Source organism: Lysinibacillus sp. NPDC095746 (assembly GCF_044763535.1).
GTDB lineage: Bacteria > Bacillota > Bacilli > Bacillales_A > Planococcaceae > Lysinibacillus.
In genome coordinates this window covers 66,335-81,758 of the sequence record NZ_JBIWGL010000004.1, presented here as the reverse complement: position 1 = coordinate 81,758, position 15,424 = coordinate 66,335, and the positions used below count along the sequence as shown (strand labels likewise).

The 15,424-nt window shown below is 34.2% G+C and carries 18 protein-coding genes; 11 read left to right on the top strand and 7 right to left on the bottom strand.

Annotated features, from left to right (window positions below; all coding sequences use genetic code 11):
* Positions 1–54 precede the first annotated feature (54 nt).
* A complete protein-coding gene (gene rpsT / locus ACIQ7N_RS04540; protein ID WP_132356899.1) occupies positions 55–303 on the bottom strand; it encodes a 30S ribosomal protein S20 in 249 nt (82 codons plus the stop codon).
* A 162-nt stretch (positions 304–465) separates the two neighbouring features.
* Here rpsT and gpr point away from each other — a divergent pair, with 162 nt between their 5' ends.
* The 4 genes from gpr (at position 466) to lepA (ending at position 7,079) form a co-directional block, all read left to right on the top strand.
* Positions 466–1,482: a GPR endopeptidase gene (gene gpr / locus ACIQ7N_RS04535; protein WP_402930503.1), complete on the top strand. Its 1,017-nt coding sequence runs from the start codon at positions 466–468 to the stop codon at positions 1,480–1,482.
* A gap of 58 nt (positions 1,483–1,540) precedes the next feature.
* Positions 1,541–2,455 carry a stage II sporulation protein P gene (gene spoIIP / locus ACIQ7N_RS04530; RefSeq protein ID WP_483869812.1) on the top strand — a complete coding sequence of 305 codons (915 nt, stop codon included), beginning with the start codon at positions 1,541–1,543 and terminating at the stop codon, positions 2,453–2,455.
* Positions 2,456–2,975: 520 nt separating this feature from the next.
* A complete protein-coding gene (locus ACIQ7N_RS04525; protein ID WP_402930500.1) occupies positions 2,976–4,862 on the top strand; it encodes an acyltransferase family protein in 1,887 nt (628 codons plus the stop codon).
* A gap of 390 nt (positions 4,863–5,252) precedes the next feature.
* Positions 5,253–7,079, top strand: a complete 1,827-nt coding sequence (gene lepA / locus ACIQ7N_RS04520) for a translation elongation factor 4 (RefSeq protein WP_402930498.1) — start codon at positions 5,253–5,255, stop codon at positions 7,077–7,079.
* Positions 7,080–7,181: 102 nt separating this feature from the next.
* Here lepA and ACIQ7N_RS04515 read toward each other — a convergent pair whose 3' ends face one another.
* Positions 7,182–7,577, bottom strand: coding sequence for a tyrosine-type recombinase/integrase (locus tag ACIQ7N_RS04515; protein ID WP_402930584.1), 396 nt, complete (start codon positions 7,575–7,577; stop codon positions 7,182–7,184).
* A gap of 161 nt (positions 7,578–7,738) precedes the next feature.
* Between ACIQ7N_RS04515 and ACIQ7N_RS04510 the strand changes: the two genes are divergently transcribed.
* Together ACIQ7N_RS04510 and ACIQ7N_RS04505 are read left to right on the top strand one after the other, a co-directional pair.
* The gene (locus tag ACIQ7N_RS04510) at positions 7,739–7,987 is read left to right on the top strand and encodes a helix-turn-helix domain-containing protein (protein ID WP_402930497.1); all 249 of its coding nucleotides are present in this window, start codon (positions 7,739–7,741) and stop codon (positions 7,985–7,987) included.
* 15 nt (positions 7,988–8,002) lie between these two features.
* Positions 8,003–8,554: a helix-turn-helix domain-containing protein gene (locus tag ACIQ7N_RS04505; protein WP_402930496.1), complete on the top strand. Its 552-nt coding sequence runs from the start codon at positions 8,003–8,005 to the stop codon at positions 8,552–8,554.
* 135 nt (positions 8,555–8,689) lie between these two features.
* Here the strand turns inward: ACIQ7N_RS04505 and ACIQ7N_RS04500 are convergent, their stop codons facing one another.
* The 3 genes from ACIQ7N_RS04500 to ACIQ7N_RS04490 form a co-directional block, all read right to left on the bottom strand.
* The gene (locus ACIQ7N_RS04500) at positions 8,690–9,499 is read right to left on the bottom strand and encodes a hypothetical protein (RefSeq protein ID WP_402930495.1); all 810 of its coding nucleotides are present in this window, start codon (positions 9,497–9,499) and stop codon (positions 8,690–8,692) included.
* Positions 9,500–10,218: 719 nt separating this feature from the next.
* Positions 10,219–10,398 carry an ImmA/IrrE family metallo-endopeptidase gene (locus tag ACIQ7N_RS04495; protein ID WP_402930582.1) on the bottom strand — a complete coding sequence of 60 codons (180 nt, stop codon included), beginning with the start codon at positions 10,396–10,398 and terminating at the stop codon, positions 10,219–10,221.
* Positions 10,399–10,857: 459 nt separating this feature from the next.
* Positions 10,858–11,004 (bottom strand): YjcZ family sporulation protein, encoded by a 147-nt coding sequence (locus ACIQ7N_RS04490; protein WP_402930494.1) that lies wholly within the window; start codon positions 11,002–11,004, stop codon positions 10,858–10,860.
* A gap of 356 nt (positions 11,005–11,360) precedes the next feature.
* Between ACIQ7N_RS04490 and ACIQ7N_RS04485 the strand changes: the two genes are divergently transcribed.
* The 5 genes from ACIQ7N_RS04485 to ACIQ7N_RS04465 all read left to right on the top strand — a co-directional run bounded on the left by ACIQ7N_RS04485 (position 11,361) and on the right by ACIQ7N_RS04465 (position 14,131).
* Positions 11,361–11,816, top strand: a complete 456-nt coding sequence (locus ACIQ7N_RS04485; RefSeq protein ID WP_402930493.1) for a transcriptional regulator — start codon at positions 11,361–11,363, stop codon at positions 11,814–11,816.
* 423 nt (positions 11,817–12,239) lie between these two features.
* Positions 12,240–12,524, top strand: coding sequence for a hypothetical protein (locus tag ACIQ7N_RS04480; RefSeq protein WP_402930492.1), 285 nt, complete (start codon positions 12,240–12,242; stop codon positions 12,522–12,524).
* A gap of 134 nt (positions 12,525–12,658) precedes the next feature.
* Positions 12,659–12,904, top strand: a complete 246-nt coding sequence (locus tag ACIQ7N_RS04475; RefSeq protein ID WP_402930491.1) for a hypothetical protein — start codon at positions 12,659–12,661, stop codon at positions 12,902–12,904.
* Positions 12,905–13,069: 165 nt separating this feature from the next.
* A complete protein-coding gene (locus ACIQ7N_RS04470) occupies positions 13,070–13,627 on the top strand; it encodes a GNAT family N-acetyltransferase (protein WP_402930490.1) in 558 nt (185 codons plus the stop codon).
* Between the two features lie 210 nt (positions 13,628–13,837).
* Complete coding sequence (locus ACIQ7N_RS04465; RefSeq protein WP_402930488.1) at positions 13,838–14,131, top strand: hypothetical protein; 294 nt, start codon at positions 13,838–13,840, stop codon at positions 14,129–14,131.
* Here ACIQ7N_RS04465 and ACIQ7N_RS04460 read toward each other — a convergent pair.
* Positions 14,086–14,670 carry a hypothetical protein gene (locus ACIQ7N_RS04460; RefSeq protein WP_402930487.1) on the bottom strand — a complete coding sequence of 195 codons (585 nt, stop codon included), beginning with the start codon at positions 14,668–14,670 and terminating at the stop codon, positions 14,086–14,088. The genes ACIQ7N_RS04465 and ACIQ7N_RS04460 overlap by 46 nt on opposite strands.
* A gap of 165 nt (positions 14,671–14,835) precedes the next feature.
* The gene (locus ACIQ7N_RS04455) at positions 14,836–14,973 is read right to left on the bottom strand and encodes a helix-turn-helix domain-containing protein (RefSeq protein WP_402930486.1); all 138 of its coding nucleotides are present in this window, start codon (positions 14,971–14,973) and stop codon (positions 14,836–14,838) included.
* Between the last annotated feature and the right edge of the window lie 451 nt (positions 14,974–15,424).

The following is a 15,424-nucleotide window of genomic DNA, read 5'->3' as shown; positions in this document are numbered from 1 at the left end:
GAAAATTAAAAAGATCAGCTACTCTTAATTGAGTAAACTGATCTTTTATAACAATTACGCTTTTTTAGCAAGGCGAGACTTTTTACGAGCCGCCGCGTTTTTGTGGATAAGTCCTTTTGAAGCTGCTTTATCTAAAGATTTGTAAGCTGCTTGTAAAAGTTCTTGTGCGTTTTCAGCTTTAGTAGCAACAGCATTCTCAGCTTTTTTCACTGTAGTACGCATTGCAGATTTAGCTTGAGTGTTAGCAGCGTTAGCTTTTTCGTTAACTTTTACGCGTTTAATCGCAGATTTAATGTTTGGCATATGTTTCACCTCCTAAAATAGGTACGAGATGATATCTTCTCATTGATTTCTTGTGTCAATACAACAAAAATCATTTTAACAAACGCTAGGACAAATTGCAATAGATAAATGCAAAGAATATTTACTTGACAGTTTGAACAAACTACAGTTGAGGTGAACTGTATGCAAAATTTTAATTGGCAACGTACGGATTTGATTGATGAGTCTGAAGAGGTTGTTTTACATCGAACGAAAGAGCAAAAAGATAAACTTAAAGAGTCGAGTGGTGTTCAAATTGAAGATCTCACTGCTGGTCGGGTAAAAATTACTGATGTGCTCGTTGATGCAGAAGGTGAGAAGCAAATTGGGAAGAAGAAAGGGAAGTACATTACGCTTTCTGTTCCTACTTTGACGTTAGAAGATCAGGATGGCTTTGAGCAGCTTGAAAAAGAATTGCTTGTGAATTTTAAAAAAATGCATGAATCCATGTCATGGAAAGAAGATGACAAAATTTTAATTATTGGTTTAGGGAATCGGACAATTACACCAGATGCTATAGGACCGTATCTTATTGATCATTTGCATAGTTTAGATGTAATAGATGAAAAATTCGTCATGTATGCGCCTGGTGTAACGGGGCAAACAGGATACGAGACTGGTGAATTTGTAGCTGCATTGGCAGAGCGTCTTAAACCAAAATTAATTATTGTTGTAGACGCACTTGCAACGAGAGCTAGTGATCGCTTATGTAAAACCATTCAATTAACGGATACAGGGATACACCCTGGATCAGGCGTAGGAAATCACCGTAAGGAAATTTCATATGAGATGCTTGGCATTCCTGTTACCGCAATTGGTATCCCAACAGTAGTTGATGCACCTGTATTAATTGCGGATGCTGTAGAAGTAATGCTACGTTCTATAGCTGCACGAGTGGCAGAGCGGAGTAAACCTTCATCAAAATTGTCATTGTCGTCTTGGCAACCTGATATAACTAAAGAACTAGATATGTCTTTAGTACAGCCGATTTTTGGCGAATGGGCTACATGGTCTAAAGAAGAGCGTCAGCAATTATTTGCTGAGACTTTCGCAGGCTCGCATACACAGCTGATGGTTACGCCAAAGGAAGCTGATTATTGGGTAGATAAGTATGCAAAACTCGTGTCATCTATGCTTATGACATGGGCTAATAATCTATAATTTTTTTCGTTCTAAAAGACACATCCCCTCCATACGATAAGGGGAGGAGGGTGTGACTTTGCTAAAAAAACTACAGTGGTCATTTGGTTTATTATTGTTCTTCTTCGTATTACCTGTCATTGCTGGGCAACTTCCGTTCAACAAGCAAGCATCGACTCCGATTAAAGAACCAGAGGATAAACAAGTCGTGTATGCCGCTACTAATTTAGCTGAACAAAGTGCACTGGAGCAGACAAAAGAGGAAACAAAAGAAGCAACAAAAGAAGCAACAAAAGAAGCAACAAAAGAAGCAACAAAAGAAGCAACAAAAGATCAAACACAAGCTCAAACAAAAAACCCATTTAAAGTATTGTTATTATTTACGCATTCACAAGAATCATATCAACCAATAGTGAAAGCTGCTAGCGGGAAAGCCGCCGTTTATGATGAAAAAACGAATATTTATCAATTAAAAGATACTATTTCTAAGCATTTTAGTACGAATGGAATACAAACCGACGTTTTAGATGTGGATGTTATGAAGGAACTAAAACTTAAGGGGAAAACTTTTCCGTACTCTTACAACTTTGTACGGCCTTATTTAGCAAAACGTTTAGAAGAGCAATCGTACGATTTAGTTATTGATTTGCATCGAGATTCTGCCAAGAGAGATGCGACAACTTTAACATATAACAATGAGTCCTATGCACGGATTGCGATTGTTATTGGTGCAGAGCATAAGAATTATAGATGGAATACTGCTTATGCAGAAAGTCTATCTGCTGCCATGAATGGAATTGTGCCAAAAATTTCTAGAGGTGTTATATCAAAAAGTGGTGACAATGTAGATGGACGTTATAATCAAGATTTAACAAAAGAAATGATATTAATCGAACTAGGTGGAATTGATAATACAGAAGTAGAATTGAATCGTACGATTGCTGTAATAGGAAAAGCTATATCAAAATCCTTCATTACAGGAAAACAAGAATAAAAATTTGGAATTGGCGAAAAGCGGCTTTTTTACAGTCTTCTTTTTGCCAATTTTTTATTGAGACGTTGCACTTAATTACATTTTGGACAAAGTAGATTTTTTAGCAAAAATACCAGGAATTTATTTAAGAAAAAATAGTAATTAAACCTTTTCATTATTCATTTCTTGCCTTATAATTTTCGAGTCAGCACATAAAGATTTGACGATGAGTTGTAAAAGTGAAGAAGCATATGCAATAGGCGAAATACGCTTTTAAAGCATCTACCATTTTGGAGATGCTTTTTTGATGGATAAAATATGAATAAGATTAACCTTCATTTTAAAAGAATGAAGGGCAACTATACATATGAAGTTAATTTAATGTTGTTTATGTGATAAAAAAGTAAACTTTTATAAATACTCATCCGTCATTTATATAAGTGAATGCACCGAATCAGTAGTTAAAAGGGGACGATATTGACTTAATATTAATTTTCACACTATAAATTTGTAGATTATCGGAAGAAGAGGAAGGAATTTTATGTCAGGCAAGACAGTCAATCATCGTTATATCCCTGGAATAGATGGGATTCGAGCTTTAGCAGTACTAGCTGTGATAGCTTATCATTTTAACTTCAAATGGGCCAGTGGAGGGTTCCTAGGAGTTGATATCTTTTTTGTTTTATCGGGTTACTTAATAACGTCTACTATTTTACCTTTAAAAGGAAATCGATTAAAAGTAGGGCTAGGTGAATTTTGGATTGGACGATTTCGACGCCTACTACCTGCTGCGTATGTAATGATTATAACTTCATTCGCTTGGGCTACCTTATTTCATAAGGAACTTCTCCATACACTGCGCGGAGATGCAATATCCTCTATTTTTTATTCAAGTAATTGGTGGTTCATTTTTCATAAGCTCTCGTATTTTGATAGTTTTGGATCCCCTTCACCTATAAAAAATTTATGGTCTTTAGCAATTGAAGAACAATTTTATCTTATTTGGCCAATTCTGTTAATGCTAGGACTTTATCTTGTGAAAAAACAGAGTAAATTAGCCATTTTTATCTTTAGCGGTGCATTATGTTCGGCTGTGTTAATGGGTATACTGTATGAGCCAGGAGCTGATCCTAGTCGTATATATTACGGGACAGATACACGTTCCTTTGAATTACTTATAGGATGCTGGCTAGCTCTCGTTTGGCCGATGAAAAGACTATCTTCTCAAAAACTATCTACTGACCATGTCAATAAACTAAATGCTATAAGTTTGGTTGCTTTTAGTATTTTCATATTAAGTATTATTTTTGTAAATGAATATCAAACTTTCTTATATAGAGGGGGCATGTTCCTATTTTGTTTGAATGCAGCTATATTAATAGCGTGTGTTTGTCATCCAATTAGCATTTTAGGAAAATTACTTTCTTTGAAGCCTCTACGTTGGATCGGTTCAAGATCATATGGAATTTATCTATGGCATTATCCAATTATGGTGTTGGGTACTCCAGTTCACGAAATAGGTAATCCTGCATACTGGCGAGTTGCTTTACAGCTAGTACTTATTTTGATTATTGCAGAAATATCGTATCGTTTTATTGAAATGCCAATAAGGAAAGAAGGATTCCGTTCCTATTATCGACAATATCTTGTAGTGAATAAAGATAAATGGGGCAGCTTTTCGTTTACTAGAAAAATTTCTACTGTGCTTGTTTCTCTATTTCTTCTAGTATTTTTTACTGGAATGACAGGCGTTATAGGAAAAGAACAAACGGAATCTAAAGAATCTAAGCCAACAGAAATTAAAATAAATGGTGAAGAGCAACCTTCTAAGCATAATGATGAAAAAGAAACAACGGAAAGTAATTCATCGAATGTTGAGCATGAAAAAACTGAAACTAGCCCTCAAGCGGATAAAGAAGAACCAAAGCAAGGAGAAAATGATATAACCGCTAATTCAAATGAATCCTATAATGGTATATTAGCTATTGGAGATTCTTTAATGATAGATATTGCTACTAGCTTACATAATATCTATCCTAACATTACAATTGATGCAAAAATTGGTCGTCAAGTTTCACAAGCTGTCCAACTGGCACCAAATTATGCTAGTTTTAATGAGCCAAATAAAGCGGTTATTATTCAGCTTGGCACAAATGGTTTCTTTACGAATGATCAGATCGATTCACTACTTAACGCTTTCTCCAATGCCGATATTTATTTAGTGAATACTCGAGTACCTCGCTCATGGGAAAGTAATGTAAACTCTACATTACAACAAAAAGCTCAAGAGCATGATAATATTACATTGATTGATTGGCATTCGGTTGCTATCAACCACCCAGAATATTTTGCGCCAGACGGTGTGCATTTAGAACAAAAAGGTGTCAAAACGTTAACAAACCTTATTCAACAAACAATAAATATTTAACTTCTTTCAGCTGGTGTCCAAACATCTGTACCTGTCGCTATGCTTTAGGTACAAAAGTATCCGCTGAAATAGAGGAACTCAGCCTAGGACGCCATGTCCTGTGGCAATTTATCTGTAGCAAAAGCAAAGCGTCAGCGGCGGTTATGCCGAGGTCAAATTGATTTTAGTAATAGCCAGTGTGCACCATTTCTAGGTGTAGCTGGCTATTTTTTATGAAAGGTATCGGAAATTATTTTTAGCAACTTATTATCTTTTTTGCATTGTTTTGCAGAGGAAACGGCACACTATTTAGAATAACCATTGATTTAACAGCATTTATGCTGTTCTGTTATTGTGGTTTGTATAAGGTTCATAGTATAATTCATTATAGTTTAATTAGGAGTGGAAAAGATGAACCGAGAAGCACGTTTAAAAAGACAAGAGAATATACGAAATTTCTCTATTATTGCACATATTGACCACGGGAAATCAACGCTTGCTGACCGTATTTTAGAGCAAACGAAATCACTAACATCTCGTGAAATGAAAGCACAGCTACTCGACTCAATGGATTTAGAGCGTGAGCGAGGCATTACGATTAAATTAAATGCAGTTCAATTAAAGTACGAAGCTAAAGATGGCGAAGTGTATACTTTCCATTTAATCGACACACCAGGACACGTCGATTTCACATATGAAGTATCACGTAGTTTAGCTGCTTGTGAGGGTGCAATTTTAGTTGTCGATGCAGCACAAGGTATTGAAGCACAAACACTAGCAAATGTATACTTAGCGCTTGATAACGATCTAGAAATTTTACCTGTTATCAATAAAATTGATTTACCAGCAGCGGATCCAGAACGTGTACGTCAAGAAGTTGAAGACGTAATCGGGTTAGATGCTTCTGAAGCGGTTTTAGCTTCCGCTAAAGCCGGTATCGGGATTGAAGATATTTTAGAACAAATTGTAGAAAAAGTGCCTGCACCAACTGGTGACCCGGATGCACCGTTACAAGCCCTTATTTTTGACTCTGTTTACGATGCTTACAAAGGTGTTATTATTTCCATTCGAATCATGAATGGTACAGTAAAACCTGGCGATAAAATTCGTATGATGGCTACTGGAGCAGAATTTGAAGTTATTGAAGTTGGTATACACACACCGAAAGTTGTACCACAAGCTGAATTAACTGTCGGTGACGTAGGTTATTTAACAGCTTCTATTAAAAATGTAGGTGATACTCGTGTGGGGGATACAGTTACATTTGCGAGTCGCCCAGCAGATAAGCCATTAGCAGGATATCGTCGTTTAAATCCAATGGTTTACTGCGGATTATATCCAATCGATACAGCGAAATATAATGACTTACGTGAAGCGTTAGAAAAATTAGAACTTAATGACTCTGCACTTCAATATGAGCCAGAGACATCACAAGCATTAGGATTTGGTTTCCGCTGTGGCTTCTTAGGGCTTTTACACATGGAAATCATCCAAGAGCGTATTGAGCGTGAGTTTAACATTGATCTAATCACAACAGCGCCTTCTGTAATTTACAATGTTCAAATGACGGATGGCTCTACAGTGAAGGTTGACAACCCTTCATTTATGCCGGATCCTCAAAAAATTGATTATGTGGAAGAACCATATGTAAAAGCTACAATTATGGTACCAAACGATTATGTAGGAGCTGTTATGGAGCTTTGTCAATTAAAGCGTGGTAATTTTATGACAATGGATTATATTGACACAACACGTGTCAGCATTATTTATGAAATGCCGTTATCAGAAATCGTTTATGACTTCTTTGATTATTTAAAATCAAATACGAAGGGCTATGCTTCATTTGACTATGAACTCATTGGTTATCAGACTTCAAAACTAGTGAAGATGGATATCTTACTAAATGGTGAGCAAGTCGATGCACTAAGCTTCATCGTACACCGTGACTTTGCATACGAGCGCGGTAAAGTAATCGTTGAAAAATTGAAAGAATTAATCCCACGTCAACAATTTGAAGTGCCAATTCAAGCAGCAGTGGGCCAAAAAATTGTGGCACGCTCAACAATTAAAGCTATGCGTAAAAACGTATTAGCGAAATGTTACGGTGGGGATATTTCTCGTAAACGAAAACTTCTTGATAAACAAAAAGAAGGTAAAAAACGTATGAAACAAGTAGGTTCAGTCGAAGTACCACAAGAAGCATTCATGGCTGTTCTGAAGATGGATGATTCGAAGTAACGTTGATATAACAACGTTTATAAGGATTTTAATTATGTGTTTTATATCAGTATGGTGGAAGTTGCCACCGATTTGCCACCGCTTTTAAATTGTACCAGCAATTTATAAATCTTTTGCGATGGAATCAAAAACATCGGCAGCATCCCTTGCCATCTTTTGAGTTAAATGGACATAGCGGTCTTCAGTAGTTGCTGATCTGCTGTGTCCTAATCTTTTTTGAACAGTTTTTATAGGTTGTCCACTTTCAATCAACATTGTTGCATGTGTATGTCGTAATGAATGGTAGTTGAAATCGATACCTAATTTATTTTTAATTAACTCTCTTGTTTGATACTTTATAACGGAAGGAGTGTAATGTTCTCCGTTTTCCTTTTTGCAAACAAAGTCATGTTCTGGGTCTTGAAGATAAAATTCACCGTACTTTAATCGATTTTCGATTTGTTTCTTTTTTGCTTTCTTCAATATCGCCATTAAGGTTTTACCAACTGGATGTTCGATAACCTGACTTAGATTTTGGCGAACCTACAACCCATTTAAAAAATTCTTTTCCATTATTATCTTTAAATTTTCATACAATCTTTTGAACATGCTTGGAGATGTTAGGCTGCAGGATTACATTCGATTCAGTAGTAGATAAGGATAAGAGTGTGGAGGACCATATGGTTGTTCATTACTATGACTTAACAGAATCAGAGCGTGCCATTGTTTTTGCTTTAGCTAGTCGTTCATTAGCATATCCAGGTACTTGCCACTTAAAAGCTGAAACGATTGCTGAACAAACTGGAACTTCACGAAGTACAGTAATGCGTGCAATAAAGAAACTTGTTGAGTTAAACATCATCGAGAAAGTTAAACAAACAAAGCTTAACGGCATCAAAGGAGCTAGCATTTATCGCATTTTACCTTAAAGTGACACATCGGAAGTGAAACATCGAGAGACAGCCAATGAAGCTAGTAATGACGCGGTTTGCCATCCACAATCTCAGAATCAAGCATTTAACTCTTTTAATCTTTTAAGTTCTAAACAAGCAAATAATATTTATGACCTAGCGGATGAAATCGCTTTGCAAGAAGAAAAGAAAAAAGAATACATGAACGAGTACCAAGTGATGCTATTTGATTTCATGAATAGCTTGCCATTAGCAGATAACTTGAAAGATGAATTGCACAAGGTTGTATTAGCTGCTCAGGTTCAAAGTGCACCTGACTTCATTAAAGCTAAGAACGTTCTATTCAAAATTGCTATGGATATTAAAGAAGGTGTGCTGACAGTTGCAAGCACATTAAGAGCTGTATTCGTAGGGGCTTATAGTAAGGCTGTAGAGCGATTAAGTAGCAAGTCGAACAAATCGCTATCTATAGAAGAAACTTTAAGTGAGGGACGTCCTGTGCCATTCTACAATTGGTTAAATGAACGTGATAGCCTTCCACAGTCAATTAACAGACCTATATTGGACAATTGGTTGGAATGGTAATATAGGGGAATAAAAGATGCTACATTTTAAATGAGTAAAGCAACAAATGTTATGAATTTTTTCAAAAACAATTATTTTATTCGTTTTAATAATTGAAAAAAAAGCACCCTATTAAGGTGCTAATAAATAACTATATCAAAATGTAGAACCATCTAAAAATTTTCTCCAACCAAAATCAGTAATTTTGAAGTCATTATATTTTAATCGATTGTATTCAATTTCATAGTTGAATCTTTCTCGTTCCTCACGGTCATATTGAACTACTAACGGATTAGACGGATGGAGCATCATTACCTTATAATAATCTTCTGGTCTGTCAACCCAAACGTGATTCATACTAATCGGTTCATAATTAGTCCAACTATAATATCTTCTTGTCTGCCAATCCTCTTGTATGTACTCATATCTATACCAACCTTTGTAATTCTGTCCTAGTAATTTTTTATTTGGCAGTTTTTCTATTACATCTTTAGCCATTCTTTCTATAAAATCATTAAGTTGTTTTCTAGCTTTAGCGACATCCTCTTTGGCTGTATCTTGATGCTTAATTGATCTTAAGTGGCTATTCATTGCAGATTCGAAATTCAATGAGTAAGGTGAGAGAGATAAATCATAGTTTATAAAATAATCATATGGAGTACCTATATCATCGTTCTCACTCACGGTGTAATCAAATTTTACTGTAACAATGTCAGTTTTTAATTCTGGGTAGTTTTCTTTTAAATAAGAACTTAGCTGATTAGCTGATTCAATTTTAGTCTCAACCTTTTTAACCTCAACTTCTTTTCTTCCACCTTTTGTATGCGGCTTCTTTAAAGCAACCATGTATGTGCTTGAATTCGCTTTGTTATCCATTTCTTTTGCTTGTACAGTTTCATGAGCTGGAGTAAATAACATCGATAAAAAGATGCTACTAGCAGCCAATGATAATGGTAGTTTTTTCATTTACTTACCTCCTATTTAGTTAGATTATACCATTTAATGAAATGAATAAAAAGTAATGATTTATTTTCTATTAAACTAACATTACTTTTGCTTTTAATAACAACAAAAGACCACTCCGTGATGGGTGGTCTAATATTTTTGCCACCTACATGCCACCGTGTTCAGCGAATAAACATGATATATTAACAGTTAAAGAAAAATATATTATGGTAAAAATAAACCGACAACCCCTTGAATTTAAAAGGATTGTCGGATATAAAATGATATAAAAAAATCTACTTCAATATAAGAATACTTCAAGAAGCATTCATGGCTGTTCTGAAGATGGATGATTCGAAGTAATATAGTAATGGTAAGGGTTTATGCGTATTTAGTTAATTTATAAAAGGGTTAAATGATGGGGCTCCCCACCAATTCCCCACCATAAAAAAATACGTTAGCAATTTTTATATATCTTGAGCGAATGAATCAAAGATGTCTGCGGCATCTCTGGCCATTTTCTCAGTGAGCTCCTTCAGCTGTTGCCGAATACTCTGAACGACCACGTTTGCCATCCACAGTTCCCATTAAAAGTAGTAGTACCACGTGTTTCCGCGTTTGCGAACTCCGTCTTTCATGTCTTTTCTCCTTTCTTATTTTGTTTTACCGTTATCTTCACATAATAACCACCACCTTTAAGGGGAATAAATGTTCTGTTTTAAGTTAAAATTTTTTTCGATCTACATTTTTAAAGATAATAGTTCGACTGGAACACCATTTTCTTTAATTGCATCATAGATGGTAAAACATGAATCATTATCTTGCTCCAAAAATAGTTCGTCAGGTAAAAGCAATTCAACAGCAAATGTATTGGCCTCTATTTCTAATTTATCTGTAGAAAAAAGAGTATGGTTTTTCAGAAAAGAAGTATGGTATTTGGATGTTGAATAGCATGTCCTAATTCATGGCCACGAATAAAAAACTGAGGAGCTTTATCACGGAGGTGTAAGTCCCGAAGCTATGCGAATGATTGATATTGCAAGAAAAGAATTGTAGATACGGTGCGGTAGAAAGAAGTAGGAGAAATGAAAATAGGCGGGATAACGTAGTGCAATAAGGCGATGCAATGCAACAGGTTGCTATCCCAAAATGTAAAAAGAAATGGCAAAAAGTAATCATTGGATCAATACATTAAAGTGTCAAACAAACGCTTTAACAAAACTATAACTATGTTGTAATTATAGTTTTGTATAGTTGAAACCTGGAAATTTAAAAAAGCCGCAGCGTGATCAGACGCTACAGTAAACTAATGAACAATATGAATAAAGAAACTATAAAAGGGTCACCAGGCCGGTATGGAGACCCTTAAATTGGAAATGTTAATATCCAGTATTCAAGAAAGTAGCGCCGACAATAATTAGAAGTATAAATAGAACAACAATTAAGGCAAATGCAGAACCATTACCATAACCGCCGCCATAGCCGCAGTTATTAATGCCACCAACATTTCCACCATAGTATCCCATAAGACACACCTCCTTTCTATAATATAGAATATGTTGGCTGTATTGAAGAAGTATGGTTGTTAGACTATTCAGCTATGGGCATTAAAAAATATATTTTTGTGAGATAAGACCATAAAAAAGGGCCAATTGGGATGGAGTGACCCTTAGTTGAAAGGATAGGATGTGTAAGGCTAAATTAGCTTTACCTTACTATTATTATGATGTGATAGCTATGTTTGTATAGTGAAATACCTGTGAAATAGATTTAAAAATAAAAGTACAGTTTTAAATAAATATAAAACAAGGTAGGTGCTGCACATGCCTACGTTATCGCGTAGTGAAATACAGAAATGGCACACATCAATTGTGGAGGGCGTATGAGCAAACTATCAAGACACGATATACAAAAACTTGAAGATTACTGGATTAATCTCAATGAATATAAAAAACAATTACAGTTTCACGAATGGGAGTTACTTAATCCATATAAAGAAACAGATACAAACATTGGCGGTGGTCGCAGTAATGGTATTTCTGATACAACAGGGCGCAGAGCTACGATTCTTGCTGAAGATACACTGTATCAAAACTTAAAACGAATTGTTTCGACCATTGAGAATATGTACGAGAATTTAGATCATGACCAGAAAACCATTGTTGATATGCGTTATCGTGATAAATCAGAGTGCTACGAGTGGCAGCATATCGGTGATGAATTATATATGTCAGTCCAGCGAGTATTACGTAAACGGAATGCATTGATTGACGAAACGGCTAGAAGATTGGGTGGATGTAATGTTTATTCTATTATACTTATTTCAGCTGATATTTAATTATTTTGTAATACGAGCTGTGTATATAAAAGATCCGTATATGATTGACGCTTTCCCTATTTTATTCGGATTGATTCCGTTCATAGGGTATCTTATAGGGATATTGTATTTCCCTAATTGTTTCAATGATTATTCCAAAAAGAAAATATTTGATTTTATATTCATGGTCAAAAAAGCGTAATTGTACCATATAGTAAATTACGCAAAAATCTGTAGTAAATTGATATTGTGAAGTAATAACAAAAGCGCACGGAAATGCGTTAACAAAATTTCCTTACAAAATAAACACATTACTTGTACGTGTATTACGTAAACAAGCTACTATATTGGTAGTCTCTTTTTATATCAAAATTAATTATATTACAGACAGTCATTTCCATTTACATTATAATTGGTAGAACAAAAATGAAAGGAGGTAATATATTGAAACAACATAAAGAGTTTTATCCAATCATTTTTACTTTAGTTTTGTTCTTAGTTGCATTATTTATTTTCTTTGTATTTAGGTCTCCGAATATAAATTTATGGATTCCAATTTTCTTATATGTTTTGATAGACATTGGGTTTATTGTGTCGTTAATTTTAGGGGTTAAGTCTAAAAATATAACTGTAAAGGTGTTCAGTATTCTTTCAAACATTACATTTATGATACCGTTATCAATATTTATATATCTGTTACTGTTGGCAAATGGAATTTCTGAACCATAGAGAATCAAAATCAAGGAAGTCGTTATCCAAGTCACGTTAATACAAGCGTGGCTTTTTATCATTCTTTATATTTCCTATAATGACAATACCTCCCACTCAGCATATGATAGATAGGTAGATGGGAGGTGATGATAATGCAAGGAATCAGTAGAGAAGGTTTAACATTATTAAGAGTAAAAGCTTTTTCAAGAGATAATCCAAAAAAAGAGCTAAGTTTAACGACAGATGATCCAGATTATGTTAAATATCAAAAAGAATATGAAACGCTTGAAAGTCAAGGATATATAAAAATTACGACAATTGAAGTTTCGGATGAACAGAAAGAAAAAGTAAAAATAGAACTAACAAATAAAGGTAAACAAGTTGATACCATTCTTTAATTCGAAAGGTCACATCTAACAAGGTGTGGCTTTGCAACTTTATTAGTAATTGTATAAACTTCATTTTAGTCTTACTTTTATTCCTATTTAAATTAATTTGACCTTCATACAATGTTAAGGTTCATAATGGTATGCGTATCAATTTGAAATAAAAGGAGAGTTATTATGAATATGGAGTTCAATTTTGAAGATTTCCCTAAGTTGGAAACGGAACGCTTTATCCTACGAAAAGGAATAGTTGATGATTCCCAAGATATTTTTATGCTTTATTCTGATGAAAATGTAGTTAAGTATATTCCATTAACATTATTTACTTCAGTAGAAGATGCAATAAATGAAATAAATTGGTATGATAAAATTTTCAAAGAACAGACAGGTCTAAGATGGGTAATCGAAGAAACTAAAACCAAAAAAGTGATTGGAACATGTGGTTATTTGAATTATGAAAATGAACATAACCGAATAGAAATTGGATATGATTTAAAACCTGAATATTGGGGAAAGGGTATTATGCAAGAGGCTTTAAGTAGCATAATCCATTTTGCCTTTACGTCAATGGGAATTAATAAGATCGAGGCAAAAGTAGAACCAGAAAATATATCATCTATAAGATTGTTGGAGAAATTAAATTTTTGTCAAGAAGGTGTTTTGAGACAACATGAATTTGAAAACGGGAAGTATATTGATCTTGCCATATTATCAATTTTGAAAAGTGAATATTAGAAGATTTTGAAGAAGTCACGCTCTAAATGAGTTGTGGCTTTTTATTATGCCTTGAAGACTATATCAAACAGCCATACAAATAATGATGGACTAGTTAAAGGGTTTAATAAGTATCTCAGGAACATTAGATACCGAAGAAGAGTGGCATGTACTAGTAACCGATAGGGCGGAGTTTGATGCAGTCTTGAAGTTATAAGAAAGGATGATTGGATGGATAAAGAAACAGTTTTAAAACCATTAGAACGATTAATCACTTTACTATCTAATACCGAATATGAATCAGAAGCATTGGAAGTTAAAAAAGAAATAGAATCTATCTTGCTTTTTTCTATCCAAAGCCGCAAAATTTATTGTTTCTGCTATTGTATCCATGCTATCGCTACTTGCGGAATTATGCGAAATTCTTCTATTAGTACATATAAAAAAGCTACTCATAACGAGCAGCTTTTACAAAAGTTTTATTCTAATCCCATTTGTGTTTTGTTCAATAATTTACCATCTTGAAGAGTGATAGAAATGCTAGATAATGTTTTTTCACCAGTATAGGTATATATTTTGAAATTACCTGATTCAGAAATTAAATCACCCTCACCACCGAGAATTTCAAAAACTTGAGCTTCAGTCATACCATTTTCAAGTTTATTAAATTGGTCAATTGTTATTTTTACATCAGATGAACCCATACCTATTTGAGTTTTATTGATTAATTTATTGCCTTGGAATGTCATATTGGCAGTCGAGAAAGACCCGTCTGTTTCAAATTCATATATAACCGTATGATTTGAATCACCATCTGTTCCTGATTCAGAAATTACTTTTCCTTTTGATCCTACAATATTAAATACTTCTTCAAACGTCATGCCTTCTTTAATTTGTTTAAATTTTTCTTCCGTTAATTTGCCAGATGAAGTTTCCTCTTTAGCTGCAGGTGCAGTTGTTTCTTGTTTTGTAGAATCCACTTTAGACTTTTCATCCTTTGTAGAATCGTTTGAACAACCAGCTAACCCTAAACTTAATACTAATGCAATTAGTTTTTTCTTCAATTTAAAATACCTCCCCTATATTTCTATTTTAGGAAATTAATTGTCAAAAGTACATAAAAAAATACAGACAACTAATATTAGTTATCTGTTACTTAAAACTTGCGTCCATCTTCTAAAAAAACGAAATGAGCTTCATATTTTGATCTAATGCGTTCGCGATCTCCTCTAATTCATTTCACTAAAATTATCTTTCTTTCGTTTATTAGAAAAATTGGATTGGGAAGTACCTAACTTTTCAGCTAATTTAGTAACCGTTACATTTCTTTCAACCATTAACAATTTAATTTTCTTTACCATGCTCATGTCTCTTACACCACATCATTAATAAATGTTAACACTATTAAATCTTATAAATTCACTTTTTGGTGAACTGGAAAGTGAGGTGAAAACGATGGCATTTGAATATTTATACAACAACCGACATGGATTCAAATGTTGATGACCACGTGGCAATACACTACTACAATTTCACTGATCAGAGCGTACTTGCTAGTCATTCATTGGAATACCCGGAGGCTTGTTATGTAAAAGCTGCAACAATTGGAGATCAGTACAAAGACAGTTTACCGTGTTATTTCAAAATTAGTCGAGTTAGGCATCATCGAAAAAACGGCATTAAAGGCGAATAACACTATTAATACGTCTTAGGTTTTCTTTTGATTTTTTTTAATTCTTCACGAGATACTAGTTGTTTTGAATATATTGAACCTATTGAACCAATTGATGAGGAAGAAGCGAATGTGGTGATGCAAAA